This window comes from Streptomyces sp. NPDC056128 (genome assembly GCF_042263835.1).
GTDB lineage: Bacteria > Actinomycetota > Actinomycetes > Streptomycetales > Streptomycetaceae > Streptomyces.
This window is the reverse complement of sequence record NZ_JBHJVQ010000017.1, coordinates 126,524-143,286: the sequence shown is the minus strand read 5'-3', so window position 1 is coordinate 143,286 and position 16,763 is coordinate 126,524. Positions and strand designations below refer to the sequence as shown.

The following is a 16,763-nucleotide window of genomic DNA, read 5'->3' as shown; positions in this document are numbered from 1 at the left end:
GCCCGGTTACATTCCGAACCCGGAAGCTAAGCCTTACAGCGCCGATGGTACTGCAGGGGGGACCCTGTGGGAGAGTAGGACGCCGCCGAACAATCTTTGGGAAGGACCCCTGGTCCCCAGCGTTCAGCTGGGGACCAGGGGTCCTTTCGTTTTTCCAGTGCGCACCGGGTACCCGGCTGCGCGAGAATGACTTGCGGTACCGAAGACAGGAGTCACCCGATGTCCACCAACTCTCCCGACGACCGACCGGAGCGCGATCAGCGGCGCCGGGACAGTGGTGACCGCGGCGACCGTGGGGGTCAGCGCGGAGACCGTGGCGGCTTCCGTCGCGACAACGACCGTGACCGCGGCGCGCAGCGTGGTGGCGGCTTCCGCCGTGACGACCGTGACCGCGGGCCGCGTCGCGATGACCGCGATCGGGGCGGTGACCGCGGGTTCCGTCGCGACGACCGTCCCTCCTTCCGCCGCGACGACCGCGGTGACCGTGGCGATCGCCCTGCCTTCCGACGCGACGACCGCCGAGACGATCGGCGCGACGATCGCCGAGATGACCGACGTGACGATCGCCGGGACGACCGGGGCGACCGTCCCTCGTTCCGTCGTGACGACCGGGGCGGCCAGCGGGGTGGCTTCCGTCGGGACGACCGGCGCGATGACCGTCCTTCGTTCCGTCGCGACGACAACCGAGGTGACAACCGAGGTGGCGGGTACGGGCGTCGTGACGACCGTGACCGTGGACCGCGTCGTGACGACCGCGGTGATCGTCCCTCGTTCCGCCGGGATGACCGGCGCGATGACCGTCCCTCGTTCCGTCGCGACGACCGGCGCGACGACCGGCGTGATGACCGTCGCGACGAGCGCCGTGACGAGCGTCCCTCGTACCGCCGGGACGATCGCCGTGATGACCGGCGTGACGACCGCCGTGATCGTCCCTCCTACCGTCGGGATGATCGCCGCGACGACCGCCGTGACGACCGTCCCCCGTTCCGCCGTGACGACCGCGGTGACCGCGGTGACCGTCCCGCCTACCGTCGGGACGACCGGCGTGATGACCGTCGCGACGACCGGGGCGACCGGGGTGGCTTCCGTCGGGACGACCGCGGCGGCGACCGCGGGGGATTCCGTGGCCGGGACGACCGCGGTGGGCGTGGGCCCCGTCGGGACGACCGCGGCGGCCGGCCCGGAAGCTTCCGGGGACGCGACGACCGGCACGGTGGCGGTGGACGCTTCCGTGAGGAGCGGGACCGTGACCGCGACCGGGAGCCGATCAAGCGCCTGCCGATCCCCGAGGAGGTCACGGGCGACGAGATCGACAAGGACGTACGGCAGGAGCTGCAGAGCCTGCCCAAGACGCTCGCGGAGGACGTCGCCAGGAACCTGGTGATGGTCGCCAGGCTGCTCGACGAGGACCCGGAGGGGGCGTACGGCTACTCCAGGGTGGCCCTGCGGCTGGCGTCCCGTGTCGCCGCCGTACGGGAGGCCGCCGGTTTCGCGGCGTACGCCAGCCAGAAGTACAGCGAGGCGCTGGCGGAGTTCCGTGCCGCGCGGCGGATGACCGGGTCCGTGGAGCTGTGGCCGGTCATGGCCGACTGCGAGCGTGGGCTCGGCCGTCCGGAGAAGGCGCTGGACATGGCCGGCACTCCCGAGGTGCACAAGCTGGACAAGGCCGGTCAGGTCGAGATGCGCCTCGTGGCGGCCGGCGCCCGGCGCGACATGGGGCAGCTGGACGCGGCCATCGTGACGCTGCAGAGCCCCGAGCTGGCCTCCAACTCCGTACAGCCGTGGACCGCGCGGCTGCGGTACGCCTACGCCGACGCGCTGCTGGCCGCGGGCCGGGAGCAGGAGGCGCGGGAGTGGTTCGCGAAGGCCGTGGAGTCCGACCGGGACGGCAGCACGGACGCCTCCGACCGGCTGGCCGAGCTGGACGGCGTGGACTTCGTGGACGCCCTCGACGAAGGTGCGGACGACGCCGGGCAGAGCACGGCCGTTCAGGACGAGGCCGAGGACGGCGACAAGGACTGACGTGACATCGAAGGGGCGGGACCGTGCGTACGGTCCCGCCCCTTTCGCGTTACGCGTCGAGTGCGCGCAGCACCAGACCGGAGGCCGGCTTCGGGCCGAAGGACGTCGACTTGCGGGGCATCGTGACGCCCTGCCGGGCCAGGTCGCGGACGACCTCCTCGCGGACCGGGTGCATCAGCACCGCCGTACCGCCGTCGCGTTCCGCCTTCTCGACCGTGGCCGCCGTGTCGTGGATGTAGGAGATGTGGGCCGCCGAGTCGTCGGGGATGTGCCAGACGTGGGCGAGGAGCGTGGTGTGCAGGACGGTGGCGTCCAGGGTGCGCCAGGCCTCGGGCCGGTCGGTGGGGACGGTGCGGGCCAGCAGGCCGGGTTCGGGGCGGTCCACGAGGTGGAAGGCGCCGTCGCCGGCGAGCAGGAAGGCGTTGCCCGCGTCGGCCGCCTTCGCCAGCGTGTCCAGGGACTCGGCCAGCGGAGTCACCAGGCGGCGGACCTGGAAGTGGCCGTCCAGGGCGGCGACGGCGTCCTTCACCGGGAGGTCGTGCAGCAGGCGGTGGATGGCGCGGACCCGCAGCGGATAGCGGACCGTGTCGACCAGGAGGACCAGGCCGTGGTCCCACGCGCTGGGGGAGGGGTGCTCCGCGCGGAGGGTGCGGTAGGTCGCCCAGCGGTGGTGGCCGTCCGCGATGAGGGCCTGGTGCCGTGCCAGCTCGCTACGGACCCGGGCCACGGCGTCGGGGTCGGTGACCGACCACAGCCGGTGGCGGTAGCCGTCCTCCGTGGTCGTCGCGAGCAGCGGCGGCTGTTCGGCGGTGCGTTCCACGAGGGCGGTCGTGGCGGACGTGGTGTCGTCGCCGCGGTAGGTCAGCAGCAGGGGTTCGAGGTTCGTCCAGGTGGCGCGCATGAGCGCCGCGCGGTCTGCGACGACGTGCGGCATGACGTCCTCGTGCGGCAGGACCACCCGCTCGGCGGGGTCCGACACGCGCAGGGCGCCGATGATGCCGCGTTGCAGGAGACCGTCGCCGTCGCGCTGTTCGTAGACGTACAGGCCCGGTTCGGGGTCGGTGGTCAGGACGCCCTCCGCCAGCCAGCGCCGCAGGGTCTGGGCGGCCTGTTCGTGGCGCGCCTCCGCGGTGGCGGCCTGGGGCAGGATCAGGCGGACGATGTTGTGCGGGTCGGCTGACTCCAGGTGCAGCAGGCCGTCGGGGCGGACCACGACGTCGTAGGGCGGGGACGTCACGGCGGCCAGGCTGCCGACCCGGTCGGGGTCGTAGCGGAGGCCTCGGAACGGGGTGAGTTCCAGGCCCCGGTGCGCCGTTGCTTCCGGGTGACCTGCAGTGTTCATCCCGGCATCGTACGTCTGTCGGTGGCATGGGGGATGATCGGGGGAAAGGCGTCGAACGAGGAGCGATGTGCAATGAGCCGGAGCGTCAGGACGAGGCCCGCGGGCAGTGGGCGGCACCTGAGCGAGGCGTACGACACGGCGCTGCTCGACCTGGACGGCGTGGTGTACGCCGGGGGGAACGCGATCGCGCACGCGGTCGACTCGCTCGCCGTGGCCCGCGACGGCGGCATGCACCTGGCGTACGTGACGAACAACGCGCTGCGGACGCCGGACGCGGTGGCCGAGCACCTGACCGAGCTGGGGATCGCGACGGACGCCGCCGACGTCATCACGTCCGCCCAGGCGGTGGCCCGGCTGATCGCCGAACAGGTGCCGTCGGGGTCGCGGGTGCTGGTCATCGGGGGCGAGGGACTGCGCGTGGCGCTGCGTGAACGCGGCCTCGAACCGGTGGAGTCCGCCGAGGACGACCCGGCGGCCGTCGTGCAGGGGTACGGCGGGCCCGAGCTGCCGTGGGGGCGGTTCGCCGAGGCGTGCTACGCCATCGCGCGGGGCGTGCCCTGGTACGCGTCCAACACGGACCTCACCATTCCGGGCGCCCGGGGAATCGCCCCGGGCAACGGCGCGGCGGTGGAGGTCGTGCGGATCGCGACCGGCGCCGAGCCGCAGGTCGCGGGGAAGCCGTTGCCTCCCATGCACCGGGAGACGATCCTGCGGACCGGCGCGCGGCGGCCGTTGGTGGTCGGGGACCGGCTGGACACGGACATCGAGGGCGCGTTCAACGGGGAGGTCGACTCGCTGCTCGTCCTGACCGGCGTGACCGACGGCGCGCAGTTGCTGTCCGCGCCGCCGCGGCACCGGCCGACGTACGTCGACGCGGATCTGCGCGGACTGCTCACCGGGCAGCCGGAGGTCACCGGGGAGGCGGACGACGGATTCCGCTGCGGCGGGTGGACGGCGACGGCGGGCGAGGACCGGCTGGAACTGGCGGGCGAGGGCGAGGCGCTGGACGGGCTGCGCGCGCTGTGCGCCGCGGCCTGGACGGTCGGCGGGGAGGAAGGGTGCGGCCTGGACTCGGGGAAGGCGCTGGCGCGGCTGGGGCTGTGAGCCACCGGGCCGGGCGGCGGCCTCGCGCCACGGGATCGTGATCGCTTGGCAGGGTAGGCTAGCCTAACCAACGTGTTGGTCGAGAGTCCCCCCGAACAGCGCGCGGAGACCGCCCCCGCGCCGCCCGCCAAGCGCCGTGTCCTGCGTGCCGCAGGGCTGCCCGTGTCCGTGGCCGTGCTCGTGTCCATCGTGTTGGCGAGCATCGCGATCGGTGCGAAGGACCTGTCCCTGGCGCAGGTCTGGCACGGTCTGTTCCACGACTCGGGCACTTACGGCGACGTCGTGGTCGGCGAGCGTCAGTCGCGGACCGTCCTCGGTCTGCTGGCCGGCGCCGCGCTCGGCCTCGCGGGCGCGGTGCTCCAGGCGCTCACCCGCAATCCGCTGGCCGACCCCGGACTGCTCGGCATCAACGCCGGAGCCTCGGCCGCGGTCGTCACGGCCATCACCTTCTTCGGCGTCACCTCGCTGACCGGGTACGTCTGGTTCGCCTTCGCCGGTGCGGCGGGGGTCGGCGCGCTGGTCTGGTTCCTGGGCGGCAGCCGGGGGGCCACGCCGGTGCGGCTGGTCCTGGCCGGCACCGCGATCAGCGCCGCGCTGTTCGGGTACCTCCAGGCCGTGATGATCATGGATGACGCGGCGCTGGGCAGGATGCGCTTCTGGACGGTGGGTTCGCTCGCCTCGGCGACCAACGACACCATCATGGAAGTGCTGCCGTTCTTCGGCGTGGGCACGATCCTCGCGCTCGCGCTCGCCCGGCCGCTCAACGCCATGGAGATGGGCGACGACACCGCCAAGGCCCTCGGCGCCAATCTGAACCGCACCCGGGCGCTGGCCATGCTCGCCGCGACCGTGCTGTGCGGGGCGGCGACCGCGGCCTGCGGGCCGATCGTGTTCGTCGGCCTGATGGTCCCGCACATCGTCCGCTCCTTCACCGGGCCCGACCTGCGCTGGATCCTGCCGTACGCCGCGATCCTGTCGCCCGTGCTGCTGCTGGGCGCGGACGTCCTCGGCCGGATCGTCGCACGGCCCGCGGAGCTCCAGGTCGGCATCGTCACCGCCGTCCTCGGCGGGCCGGTCTTCATCTATCTCGTACGACGGCGGAGGACGGCCCAGCTGTGAGGACCGCGAAGACCGTGAGGACCGTGAAGACCGCCAAGAACGCCCAGACCTCCAGGACCTCCAAGACCGCCAAGACCTTGAAGAGCAACCGATCCGTCCGCGGCCCCGGTGGCCTGTCGTTCCGCCTCGACGTGCGGGCCGTGGTCGTCGTCGCCCTGCTGCTGGTCGTCGCGCTCGCCGCGAGCGTGGTGCTGATCGGCACCGGCGACTTCGAGATACCGGCCGCCGACGTGCTGCGGACCCTGGCCGGCGAGGGCAACGCCGGCCAGGAGTTCATCGTCAACGAACTGCGGCTGCCGCGGGTCCTGGTCGGACTGCTGGTCGGCGCCGCGCTCGGCGTCGGCGGCGCGCTGTTCCAGGCCATCTCCCGCAACCCGCTCGGCAGTCCGGACGTACTCGGCCTCGGACAGGGCGCGACGGCCGGCGCGCTCACCATGATCGTCCTGTTCTCCGGCAGCTCCGCCCAGGTCACCTTCGGCGCGCTCGCCGGCGGCCTGGTGACCGGCACCGCCATCTATCTGCTCGCCTGGAAACGGGGGGTGCACGGGTACCGGCTGGTCCTGGTGGGCATCGGCGTGTCCGCGATGGTCACGGCGGTCAACGGCTACCTCCTCACCCGGGCCGACATCGTCGACGCCTCCCGCGCCGTCGTCTGGATGACCGGCTCCCTCAACGGCCGCGACTGGGAGCAGGTCTGGCCGCTGCTCGCGCTGTGCGCCGTGCTCGTGCCGCTCGTGCTGAGCAACGGACGGGCGCTGCGGATGATGGAGATGGGCGACGACGTCTCGTACGCCCTCGGTGTGCGCGTCGAGCGGGTGCGCGCGCTGCTGATGGTGGCCGCCGTGCTGCTCACCGCCGCCGCCACGGCCGCCGCGGGCCCGGTCAGCTTCGTGGCGCTCACCGCGCCGCAGCTGGCCCGGCGGCTGACCCGTTCGCCGGGCCCCAACCTGCTGCCCTCCCTGTGCATGGGCGCCGCGCTGCTGGTGAGCGCCGACTGGATCTCGCAGCGGGCCTTCGGCGCGGACCAGCTGCCCGTGGGCGTGGTCACCGGCGTACTCGGCGGCGTCTACCTGCTGTGGCTGCTGGTCACCGAGCGCAAGGCGGGCCGGATATGAGCGCCGGCGCCGGTGCCCGCAGTGGGCCGAACAACCAAAGGAGCAACGTGAACCGCCTGACCGCTGAGAACGTCACCCTCGCCTACGATCAGCGGGTCATCGCGGAGCAGTTGTCGGTGGAGATACCCGACAACTCCTTCACGGTGATCGTCGGCCCGAACGCGTGCGGCAAGTCCACCCTGCTGCGGGCCCTGTCGCGGATGCTCAAGCCCACCCAGGGCCGGGTGCTCCTCGACGGGTCGGTCATCCAGTCGATGCCCGCCAAGCAGGTCGCGCGGACCCTCGGTCTGCTGCCCCAGTCGTCCATCGCGCCCGACGGGATCACCGTCGGCGACCTCGTCGGCCGCGGCCGCTACCCGCACCAGGGTCTGCTGCGGCAGTGGTCGACCGAGGACGAGCGGGTCGTCCAGGAGTCCATGGCGCAGACCGGCATCTCGGAACTCGCCGAGCGCTACGTCGACGAGCTCTCCGGCGGTCAGCGCCAGCGGGTGTGGATCGCCATGGCGCTCGCCCAGCAGACCCCGCTGCTGCTCCTCGACGAGCCGACGACATACCTGGACATCCAGCACCAGATCGACGTCCTCGACCTGTGCGCCGAACTCCACGAGGAGCAGGGCCGCACGCTCGTGGCGGTCCTGCACGACCTCAACCACGCCGCCCGGTACGCCACCCACCTCATCGCGCTGCGCGAGGGGGAGATCATCGCTGAGGGCGCGCCGAGGGACATCGTCACGGCCGACCTCGTCGAGCGGGTCTTCGGGCTGCGCTGCCAGGTCATCGACGACCCGGAGACGGGGACGCCGCTGGTGGTGCCGGCCGCGCGCAAGGCGCGGGGCGCGGGCGGTACCCAGCTCGGCAGGGCGGCCCAGAAGGTGGCGGCTACAGAAGCTTCCTGAGCCGGAACAGGTCGCGCAGGCCCGCCTCCAGCCTCACCCGGCCCGAGCCCCAGGCCTTGGCGAAGTTCAGCTCGCCGGCGACCAGCGCCACCAGGTCGTCGCCGGTCATCGCCAGCCTGATCTCGGCCTTCTCGCGCGGGGGCCCCGCCAGGGTCTCGCGCACGTCGATCCCGCCGTCCGCCATGCGTCCGGCGAAGGTGACGTCCAGGTCGGTGATGTGGCAGCTCACCGAGCGGTCCAGCGCGGCGGCCGACCGCGCGTCCCCTTCGGCGCCCCGCATGTTGTCCGAGAGCTTGTCGAGTGCGGCGCGGCACTCCTCAGTCGTCGCCATCGGGACGAACCGTACCCCAGCGGTACGCGGTAGCGTCGGGGCATGAGCGACGCAGTACCGGAGCCGGCGGTCCAGGAGAACGGGGGCGGGCCGGAGCCCCAGGAGGCGGAGTCCGGGTACGAGCCCGCGGACCCCTCCCCGCTGGGCGTCCCCCGCACCCCGACCGGCAACGCCGAGGTCGACGCCCGACTGGCGCGGCTGGCCGACGCCGACCACCTGGCCACGGACGGACATGTCGAGGTGTACGAGGATGTACACCGGGGGCTGCGCGACGCGCTCACCGCGCTCGACACCCGCCCGGGACCCCCGGCGCCCCCGTCGCCGCCATCACCGTACGACCGCAGGAGCTGAACCGAACGTGGCAGGAGTCGCACGCCGCCGTCTCGACGCGGAGCTGGTCCGCCGCAGACTGGCGCGCTCGCGCGAGCACGCCAGCCAGCTGATCGCCGCCGGGCGGGTCTCCGTCGGCAAGACCGTCGCGACCAAGCCCGCCACGCAGGTGGAGACGGCCGCCGCGATCGTGGTCACCGACGACGACGGCGATCCCGACTACGTCTCGCGCGGCGGCCACAAGCTCGCCGGCGCCCTCGCGGCGTTCGGGCCGCGGGGCCTCGTCGTCGGGGGCCGCCGCGCGCTGGACGCCGGCGCCTCCACCGGCGGCTTCACCGACGTACTGCTGCGGGCGGGCGCCGCGCACGTCGTCGCCGTGGACGTGGGATACGGACAACTCGCCTGGAGTCTCCGGCAGGATGAACGCGTCACCGTCAAGGACCGTACGAACGTACGCGAGTTGACGCTCGAAGCGATCGATGGGGAGCCCGTGGATCTTGTCGTGGGGGATCTGTCCTTCATCCCGCTCGGACTGGTGCTGCCCGCCCTGGCGCGGTGCACCCGGCCGGACGCCGACCTGGTGATGATGGTGAAGCCGCAGTTCGAGGTGGGCAAGGAGCGGCTGGGCAGCGGGGGAGTGGTACGCAGTGCGCAGCTGCGGGCCGAGGCCGTGCGGGGAGTCGCCCACAGGGCCTGGGAACTGGGGCTCGGTGTGAAGGGGGTCACCGCCAGTCCGCTGCCGGGTCCCTCCGGGAACGTCGAGTATTTTCTGTGGCTGCGGGCCGGGGCCGGCGCACTGGACCCGGCCGACGTTGACCGTGCAGTGGCGGAGGGGCCGCGTTGACACAGAACCGAGCTCGTACTGTTTTCCTGCTCGCCCACACCGGGCGCCCCGCCGCCATCCGCAGCGCGGAGCTGGTGGTCAAGGGGCTGCTGCGGGCCGGGATCGGGGTACGGGTCCTGGAGGCCGAGGCGCGGGACCTCCCCCTGCCGGGTGAGGTCGAGCTGGTCGGCGAGGCCACTCCGCAGTGCCTCGACGGGTGCGAGCTGCTGATCGTCCTCGGCGGCGACGGCACGCTGCTGCGCGGCGCCGAGTTCGCCCGCGCCTCCGGCGTGCCGATGCTCGGGGTCAACCTCGGGCGGGTCGGCTTCCTCGCCGAGGCCGAGCGGGACGACCTCGACAAGGTCGTCGACCGGGTGGTGAGCCGGGCCTACGAGGTCGAGGAGCGGATGACCGTCGACGTCGTCGTGCACCGCAACGGCGACATCGTGCACACCGACTGGGCGCTGAACGAGGCCGCCGTGCAGAAGGCCGGCGCCGAGAAGCTGCTGGAAGTCGTACTGGAGATCGACGGGCGGCCGGTGACCGGGTTCGGCTGCGACGGCATCGTGCTGTCGACGCCGACCGGGTCGACGGCGTACGCCTTCTCGGCCGGCGGGCCGGTGGTGTGGCCCGAGGTGGAGGCGCTGCTGATGGTGCCGATCAGTGCGCACGCGCTGTTCGCGAAGCCGTTGGTGACCTCGCCGGATTCGGTGCTCGCGGTGGAGGTGCTGCCTCATATTCCGCCGGGGGTGTTGTGGTGTGACGGGCGGCGGACGGTGGAGTTGCCGCCGGGGGCGCGGGTGGAGGTTCGGCGGGGGGCGGTGCCGGTGCGGTTGGCTCGGTTGCACCATGCGTCGTTCACCGACCGGCTGGTGGCGAAGTTCGCGTTGCCCGTGTCCGGGTGGCGCGGGGCGCCGCACTAGCGGACTCGATGGGGTGGTTCGGTGCGTCGCGGGCCGCGGGTGCGTCGTGGCTGGTCGCGCAGTTCCCCGCGCCCCTGGGCGGCATACCCTGCCCGGCGTCACATGAGCGGCCTGTGTGCGCTCCCCGGCCTCGACCTCGTAAGGTCGTGTCCGTGCTTGAGGAGATGCGGATACGGTCGCTCGGAGTCATCGACGACGCCGTGGTCGAGTTGTCGCCCGGGTTCACCGCTGTCACCGGTGAGACGGGTGCCGGTAAGACCATGGTGGTCACCAGCCTCGGGCTGCTGCTGGGCGGGCGCGCGGACGCCGCGCTGGTGCGGATCGGGGCGAAGAGCGCGGTCGTCGAGGGGCGGATCGCCGTGCCCGGGGGTGCCGCTGCCGCCGTCCGGGCCGAGGAGGCCGGGGCCGAGCTGGACGACGGGGCGCTGCTGATCAGCCGTACCGTCTCCGCCGAGGGGCGCTCGCGGGCGCATCTGGGCGGGCGGTCCGTGCCCGTGGGGATGCTCGCCGAGCTGGCCGACGAACTGGTGGCGGTGCACGGGCAGACCGACCAGCAGGGGCTGCTCAAACTGTCCCGGCAACGGCAGGCGCTCGACCGGTACGCGGGTGACGCGGTCGCCGGGCCCCTCGACAAGTACGCCGGGGCCTACCGGCGGCTGCGGGCCGTCGCCACCGAACTGGACGAGATCACCACCCGCGCGCGTGAGCGCGCCCAGGAGGCCGACCTGCTGCGCTACGGCCTCGACGAGGTCGCAGCCGTCGAGCCGCGTGCCGGTGAGGACGTCGAGCTGGCCGAGGAGGCCGAGCGGCTGGGACACGCCGAGGCGCTCGCCTCGGCCGCCACGGCCGCCCACGCCGCCCTGGCGGGCAACCCGGAGGACCCCGAGGGCGTCGACGCGGCGACCCTCGTCGCGGGCGCGCAGCGGGCCCTGGACGCCGTACGGTCGCACGACCCGGCGCTGGCCGCGCTCGCCGAGCGGATCGGCGAGGTCGGCATCCTGCTGCGGGACGTGGCCGGGGAACTGGCGGGGTACGCGGACGACCTGGACGCCGATCCGCTGCGGCTCGCCGCGGTCGAGGAGCGGCGGGCCGCGCTCACCGCGCTGACCCGGAAGTACGGCGAGGACGTCGCCACCGTGCTCGCCTGGTCCGAGCAGAGTGCCGCGCGGCTGACCGAGCTGGACGGCGACGACGAGCGGATCGGCGAACTGACCGCCGAACGGGACGCGCTGCGGGCGGAACTGGGCGGGCTGGCGCAGGCGCTGTCGGACGCGCGGACGGAGGCCGCCGAGCGGTTCGCCGCCGCGGTGACCGCCGAGCTGGCCTCGCTCGCCATGCCCCACGCGCGCGTGTCGTTCGAGATCCGGCAGACCGAGGACCCTGAGGGCGTCGAGGTCGGCGGACGCACGGTCGCGTACGGGCCGTCCGGTGCCGACGAGGTCGAGCTGCTGCTCGCCCCGCACCCGGGGGCGCCGCCGCGGCCGATCGCCAAGGGCGCGTCCGGCGGTGAGCTGTCGCGCGTGATGCTGGCCGTGGAGGTCGTGTTCGCGGGCACCGACCCGGTGCCGACCTACCTCTTCGACGAGGTCGACGCCGGTGTCGGTGGCAAGGCGGCGGTGGAGATCGGCCGTCGGCTCGCGCGGCTCGCGAAGAGCGCGCAGGTCGTGGTCGTCACCCATCTGCCGCAGGTGGCCGCGTTCGCCGACCGGCAGCTGCTGGTGGAGAAGACGAACGACGGCTCCGTGACCCGCTCCGGCGTGAAGGTCCTGGAGGGCGAGGAGCGGATCCGCGAACTGTCCCGGATGCTGGCCGGCCAGGAGGACTCGGAGACGGCACGGGCACACGCGGAGGAACTGCTCGAAACGGCTCGTGCGGACGCGTAGAGGCAGGGTTCCGGACGCCCGTAGGGTGTCCGGATGATCAACCGCCGCGGCCGCACCGCCTCCTTCGCCCTCGCCGCCGGTCTCGCCCGGACCGGCCTGACCGCGCTGCGCGCCGTGGCACCGGGCGGCCGGGAACGCTGGGAGCGCGCGAACCATGCCGGGCGGACCGTGGACCTGTACGCCGGGCCCGCCTGCGCCCTGGCGGCGGCGGTCGGCACGGCGAGGGTGCGGCCCGCCGCCGGGCTCGCCGTGCTCGCGGCCGGTGCCTGCGGGGCCTACGACGACGTGGCGGGCGCAGGAGACGCCCGGCGCGGGTTCCGGGCGCATCTGACGGCGTTGCGGGACGGCGAGGTCACCGGCGGGGCGGTCAAGCTGTTCGGCGTCTCCGCGGCCGCGCTCGCGGCGGGGGCGGTGCTGAAGGAGCGGCCTCTGGACCGGGTGCTGGCCGGTGTCGTCATCGCCGGGGCCGCGCACTTCGTCAACCTCCTGGACGTACGCCCGGGGCGGGCCGGTGCGGCGGTCCTCGCGCTCGGGGCGCCGGGGCTGCTGCGCGCGGGCCCCGGGGCGGAGACGGCGGCCGTGGCAATGGGTGCGGCGGCGGCCGTGCTGCCCGACGACGTCGCCGAGCGCACCATGCTCGGGGACACGGGAGCACACGCGCTGGGCGCGGCCCTCGGCGTCGCGGTGGTGGCCGCGGGCGGGCGGGCCATGGTCGCCGCGCACGCGGTCGCGCTCGTGGCCGCGGCGGTCCGCGGTGAGCTGGCGGTCGCCCCGCGCCGTTCACTCGTGTGAGTGAACCGGTGCCGTTCCGTTGCCCCGGTCGTCGACCGCCCGCGGCGGCCGTCGTTCCCGGAACACCCGTACGGCCTGGCATCCTTGACGGAGTGACGCGCGGCACGACGCGCGGCGCACACCCTCCGCACCATCGTTCTGTACGTTCTTCGTGTCCCACCCCCGCCGAACCAGGAGCCCCGGCCAGGTGACCCCCGTGAGCAGCCACTCACCGCACGGCCAGTCGCCGCTGCGCACCGTGCAGGTGCTGGGCGGCGGCAACGCCGGCAGCAGCGCGCACGTGCGTTCACTGGCCGCGGGGCTCGTCGCCAGGGGCGTGAAGGTCACGGTGTGCGCCCCCTCCGATGCGGAGTGCACCTACGACTTCACGGGCACCGGGGCCGAGCACGTGCACGTGCCGCGCAGCAGCGATCCCGTCTCGGTGGCCGCGCTGCGGGCGGTGTGCGCGGACGCCGACCTGGTGCACGCGCACGGACTGCACGCCTCCTTCCGCGCGGTGCTGGCCCTGGGCGGACGACGGGTGCGCACCCCGCTCGTCGTCACCTGGCACGACCGCGCGTACGCCGAGGGCGCGCGTGCCCACCTGCTGCGGGCACTGGAGCGGCGGGTGATGAAGGCCGCCACCGTCGTCCTCGGCACCACCTCGGGGCTGGTCGACGGGGCCCGGCGGACCGGCGCGCGGGACGCCCGGCTCGGCCCCGTGGCGCTCCCCGTCCGACCGGGAAACCCGGCCGGACCCGAGGACCCCGACCGGCTGCGCCCGAAGCTGAGGGCCGAACTCGGCGCGGTGGAACGCCCCTTGCTCGTCGCGGTCGGTTCCCTGGAGTGGCACCGGGGGTACGACGTCCTGCTCGACGCCGCGCGGGTGTGGCGCCGCCTGGATCCCGCACCGCTGGTCGTCGTCGCGGGGGAGGGGCCGCTGCGCGCGGAGCTGCAGGGGCGGATCGAGAGCGAAGGGCTGCCGGTGCTGCTCGCCGGCCGCCGCGACGACGTCCCCGACCTGCTGGCGGCCGCCGACCTCGCGCTGCTGCCGGCCCGCCGGGAGACGGGGCGCTCCGTGCTCGCCCAGGAGGCGCTCCACGCGTGCGTGCCGCTCGTCGCCGCCGAGGTGGGCGGCATCCCCGAACTCGTCGGCGACGCCGCCGAACTCGTCCCGGCCGGGGACGCGGAAGGGCTGGCCGACGCCGTCGTCCGCCTGCTCGGCGACCCCGGCCGGCGGGACGAACTCCGGGCGCGGGGCGTGCGGCAGGCGGCCACCTGGCCGACCGAGGACGAGACCGTCGCCCAGGTCCTCAGCGTCTACGACGAGCTGACCCAGCCCACGCCGCTGCTCTAGGGCACGTGCCGGCGGGCGCGCAGGGCCAGGCTCAGCGCCAGTACGGTCTGCGGGTCGTCGAGGTCCGTGCCCAGCAACTCCCCGATCCGCGCCAGCCGGTTGTAGAGCGTCTGCCGGTTGAGGTGGAGTTCGCGCGCCGTCTCCGCCTTCCGGCCGGCGTGCGCCAGGTACGTCTGGAGCGTGGGCAGCAGGGGCGGCTTCGAGCGGTCGTCGTGGTCGCGCAGCGGGCCGATCGCCCGGTCCACGAAGGCCGCGAGGTCCGGATGGTCGCGCAGCCGCCACAGCAGCAGGTCGATGTCGAGGCGTCGCGCGTCGTACCAGGGCCGGTCGGTCAGCCCCTGCGCCGCGGTCGCCGTCTCCGCCGCGTGCCGCAGGCTCGCCGACGCCGCCGCCCAGCCGCCGGCCACCCCGACGACCACGACGGGCGGCTGCGCCCCCGGCCGCTGCATCCCGGCCCGCTCCACGCCCGCCCGCAGCGCCGCCGCGACCCGGTCCGCGACCGCCGCCCGCTCCGACTCCGAACGCAGCCCCAGCAGCAGCGGCACCCGGCCCTCCACCGGCCGTACGCCCAGCAGCACCGGCACCCCCACCGACGCCAGCTCCTCGGCGACGGCGCGGGCCAGCACCGCCCAGCCGCCGCCGGCCGGTGACAGGGCGTCGCCGAGCCGCATCACCACCGGGAGCAGCGGACCGTCACCCGGCTTGAAGCCCAGGACGCGCGCCTGAGCCGGAGCGTCCTCCGCCGTGACCCGGCCCTCGGCGAGGTCGCTGAGGAAGTCGCCGCGCCCGCGCGCCGCCAACTCCTCCTCCTGCCGCGCCTGCATCAGCACCACGGCGAGGCTGCCCGCCGCCCGCTCCGCCGCCATCCGGTGCACCGGCGCCAGCGGGGAGCGCACCGGCAGCAGCACCAGCCGCGCCCGCACCGACCCGGCGCCGGGACCGCCGCCGGGCACGTCCACCAGGACCGAGCCGGCCGGCGGCGGCGCGTCCTTGTGCGGGCCGCGCAGCCCCTCCCACACCTGGAGCGGGTCGGCCCCCTCGGGTCCGGAACCGGCGGCGTACAGCAGGCGGCCGTCGGTGGTCTCCAGGAAGACCGGGTTGTCGCCGAAGTCGGCCAGGATGCCCAGCACCTGGGGGACTCCGCCGCCGCCCAGCAGGGCCCGGGTGCACCGGCGGTGCACCTCCTCGGCCCGCTGCAGCAGCGCGTAGTGGCCGTTGACGATCTCGGTGTGGATCTCTTCGGTGACCGTCACGAACGGCACCTCGCGGTGCAGCTGGACCAGCGGAAGACCGGCCGTCCGGGCGGTGTCGACGAGGGCCGCGGGCAGCCGGGCGAAACGCGGGCCCAGTTCGACGACGAGGGCCGCGATGCCGCGCTCGGCCAGCGTGCGGACGAACGCCCGCTGCTCGGCGGGGCGGGTGCCCAGGCCGTACCCCGTGGTCAGCAGCAGCTCGCCGCCCTTGAGGAGCGAGGCGATGTTCGGCACCTCGCCGGCGTGCACCCAGCGCACGGTGCGGTGCAGCCGGTCGGCGCCCGCCAGGATCTCCGGCAGGCCGCTGCGCAGCCCGGGCAGTTCCAGTGCCCGCTGCACGGTGATACCGGCGCCCTGGGTGTCGAATCCGCTGTTCCTGCCGCTGTCCATGTCCCGGACGCTACCCGCCGGGGCACCCCCGGGACATCCGCGGGCCGCGGACACCCGGTTGGCGGCGCGGCGGCCGGGTAGGGCACCCGGCATGAAGATCACCGCGGTGGCCGCCGCACGCGAGGACGACAGTTCCCCCGACGAGCCCTTGCGGGTGGCGGTGTGCGCCGACCGGCTGGGCTATCCCGAGGTGTGGCTGGGGGAGGGACCGACCTGGGACGCGTTCGTGCTGGCCGCCGCCGTCGGGGCCGGCACCGGTCGGATCGCGCTCACCGCCGGGCCGGTCGCCGTGTCGGTGCGCGACCCGTACGGCATCGCGCGGGGCGCCGCGTCGGTGGCCACGGTCACCGGACGACCGGTCGGCGTGGCCCTCGGCACGTCCAGCAAGCGCGTGGTCGAAGGCGTGCACGGCAGGGTCCGCGAGCGGCCGGCGGCCGTGCTGGAGGAGACCGCCGCCGCCCTGCGGGACCTGCTCCACGGGGTGCCCGGAGAGCCCGTCGTGCCCGGCAGCGGCTTCACGCGCCGGCACCGGCCCCCGGGCGGCCCGCTCACCGTGGCGGCCTTCGGCGACCGCGCGATCGCCGTCGCCGCCCGGTACGCCGACCGGATGCTGCTCGACGTGGTCTCGCCCGAGCAGGTCCGCGTGCTGCGCGCCAAGCTGCTCGCGGCGGCCGAGGAGGCAGGCCGCACCCCGCCGACGCTGGCCGCCTGGGTGCCCGCCGCCGTCGACCCCGACCCCGCCTCGCTCACCCAGGTGATGCGCAGCGTCGTGGGCTACCTCACCGTGCCCGGCTACCGCGAGATGTTCGAGGCGGCCGGCTTCGGCGAGGCGGTCGCGCTGGCCCGCACCGGAGCCGACCCCGACACCCTGCTGCGAGCGCTCCCGACGGAGGCGGCGGCCACGGTGGGCCTCATCGGCGGCCCCGACACCGTGCGGGCCCGGATGGACGAGTACGCCGAGGCGGGCCTGGACGAGATCGCCCTGGTACCGGCCACCGTGGGCGACCCGGGCGGCGAACGGACGCTGACGGCGTTGGGGGGGGGGGGCGCCACCCCACACCCCCCCCCCCCCCCCCGCCGAGAAGGTAAAGCCCCCCACCCCCC

Annotated in this window: 16 protein-coding genes and 1 rRNA gene; 13 read left to right on the top strand and 4 right to left on the bottom strand. The window is 74.5% G+C overall.

Translation table 11 applies throughout. The features are described from left to right. Nucleotides 1-91: ribosomal RNA gene (gene rrf / locus ACFC1X_RS27040) — 5S ribosomal RNA — on the top strand; the annotation flags it as partial. A 32-nt stretch (nt 92-123) separates the two neighbouring features. Here rrf and ACFC1X_RS27035 read toward each other — a convergent pair. Then, nucleotides 124-1,212, bottom strand: a complete 1,089-nt coding sequence (locus ACFC1X_RS27035) for a hypothetical protein (RefSeq protein WP_376357896.1) — start codon at nt 1,210-1,212, stop codon at nt 124-126. 63 nt (nt 1,213-1,275) lie between these two features. On the opposite strand from ACFC1X_RS27035, the gene ACFC1X_RS27030 reads away from it, so the two are divergent. Beyond that, the gene (locus ACFC1X_RS27030) at nt 1,276-2,022 is read left to right on the top strand and encodes a hypothetical protein (RefSeq protein ID WP_376357893.1); all 747 of its coding nucleotides are present in this window, start codon (nt 1,276-1,278) and stop codon (nt 2,020-2,022) included. Nucleotides 2,023-2,071: 49 nt separating this feature from the next. Here ACFC1X_RS27030 and ACFC1X_RS27025 read toward each other — a convergent pair whose 3' ends face one another. Continuing rightward, entirely contained in the window at nt 2,072-3,364 is a 1,293-nt protein-coding gene (locus ACFC1X_RS27025) for a DUF1015 domain-containing protein (RefSeq protein ID WP_376357875.1), read from the bottom strand. A 72-nt stretch (nt 3,365-3,436) separates the two neighbouring features. On the opposite strand from ACFC1X_RS27025, the gene ACFC1X_RS27020 reads away from it, so the two are divergent. From ACFC1X_RS27020 to ACFC1X_RS27005, 4 genes are all read left to right on the top strand, one after another. Then, complete coding sequence (locus ACFC1X_RS27020; protein WP_376357873.1) at nt 3,437-4,468, top strand: HAD hydrolase-like protein; 1,032 nt, start codon at nt 3,437-3,439, stop codon at nt 4,466-4,468. A 72-nt stretch (nt 4,469-4,540) separates the two neighbouring features. Then, nucleotides 4,541-5,587: a FecCD family ABC transporter permease gene (locus tag ACFC1X_RS27015; protein ID WP_376357870.1), complete on the top strand. Its 1,047-nt coding sequence runs from the start codon at nt 4,541-4,543 to the stop codon at nt 5,585-5,587. A 77-nt stretch (nt 5,588-5,664) separates the two neighbouring features. Next, nucleotides 5,665-6,702, top strand: coding sequence for a FecCD family ABC transporter permease (locus tag ACFC1X_RS27010; RefSeq protein ID WP_376357890.1), 1,038 nt, complete (start codon nt 5,665-5,667; stop codon nt 6,700-6,702). Next, nucleotides 6,699-7,598, top strand: coding sequence for an ABC transporter ATP-binding protein (locus ACFC1X_RS27005; RefSeq protein WP_376357867.1), 900 nt, complete (start codon nt 6,699-6,701; stop codon nt 7,596-7,598). The genes ACFC1X_RS27010 and ACFC1X_RS27005 overlap by 4 nt, the downstream gene beginning before the upstream one ends. Here the strand turns inward: ACFC1X_RS27005 and ACFC1X_RS27000 are convergent. Next, nucleotides 7,582-7,929 carry an SCP2 sterol-binding domain-containing protein gene (locus ACFC1X_RS27000; RefSeq protein ID WP_376357864.1) on the bottom strand — a complete coding sequence of 116 codons (348 nt, stop codon included), beginning with the start codon at nt 7,927-7,929 and terminating at the stop codon, nt 7,582-7,584. The genes ACFC1X_RS27005 and ACFC1X_RS27000 overlap by 17 nt on opposite strands. A 42-nt stretch (nt 7,930-7,971) precedes the next feature. Between ACFC1X_RS27000 and ACFC1X_RS26995 the strand changes: the two genes are divergently transcribed. The 6 genes from ACFC1X_RS26995 to ACFC1X_RS26970 all read left to right on the top strand — a co-directional run bounded on the left by ACFC1X_RS26995 (nt 7,972) and on the right by ACFC1X_RS26970 (nt 14,016). Then, complete coding sequence (locus ACFC1X_RS26995; RefSeq protein WP_376357861.1) at nt 7,972-8,280, top strand: hypothetical protein; 309 nt, start codon at nt 7,972-7,974, stop codon at nt 8,278-8,280. Nucleotides 8,281-8,287: 7 nt separating this feature from the next. After that, nucleotides 8,288-9,103, top strand: coding sequence for a hemolysin (locus ACFC1X_RS26990; protein WP_376357859.1), 816 nt, complete (start codon nt 8,288-8,290; stop codon nt 9,101-9,103). Continuing rightward, nucleotides 9,100-10,005 (top strand): NAD kinase, encoded by a 906-nt coding sequence (locus ACFC1X_RS26985; RefSeq protein WP_307010954.1) that lies wholly within the window; start codon nt 9,100-9,102, stop codon nt 10,003-10,005. Before ACFC1X_RS26990 ends, ACFC1X_RS26985 begins: the two co-directional genes overlap by 4 nt. Nucleotides 10,006-10,169: 164 nt before the next feature. After that, entirely contained in the window at nt 10,170-11,888 is a 1,719-nt protein-coding gene (gene recN / locus ACFC1X_RS26980) for a DNA repair protein RecN (RefSeq protein WP_376357887.1), read from the top strand. Nucleotides 11,889-11,921: 33 nt separating this feature from the next. Further along, nucleotides 11,922-12,680, top strand: coding sequence for a hypothetical protein (locus ACFC1X_RS26975; protein ID WP_376357856.1), 759 nt, complete (start codon nt 11,922-11,924; stop codon nt 12,678-12,680). A gap of 187 nt (nt 12,681-12,867) precedes the next feature. Further along, complete coding sequence (locus ACFC1X_RS26970; RefSeq protein ID WP_376357854.1) at nt 12,868-14,016, top strand: glycosyltransferase family 4 protein; 1,149 nt, start codon at nt 12,868-12,870, stop codon at nt 14,014-14,016. Here ACFC1X_RS26970 and ACFC1X_RS26965 read toward each other — a convergent pair. Then, on the bottom strand, nt 14,013-15,659 hold the full coding sequence (locus ACFC1X_RS26965) for a PucR family transcriptional regulator (protein WP_376357852.1): 1,647 nt from the start codon (nt 15,657-15,659) through the stop codon (nt 14,013-14,015). The genes ACFC1X_RS26970 and ACFC1X_RS26965 overlap by 4 nt on opposite strands. A 91-nt stretch (nt 15,660-15,750) precedes the next feature. On the opposite strand from ACFC1X_RS26965, the gene ACFC1X_RS26960 reads away from it, so the two are divergent. Then, nucleotides 15,751-16,763: LLM class F420-dependent oxidoreductase (locus ACFC1X_RS26960; RefSeq protein ID WP_376357849.1), on the top strand; the 1,013-nt coding region annotated here is incomplete at its 3' end.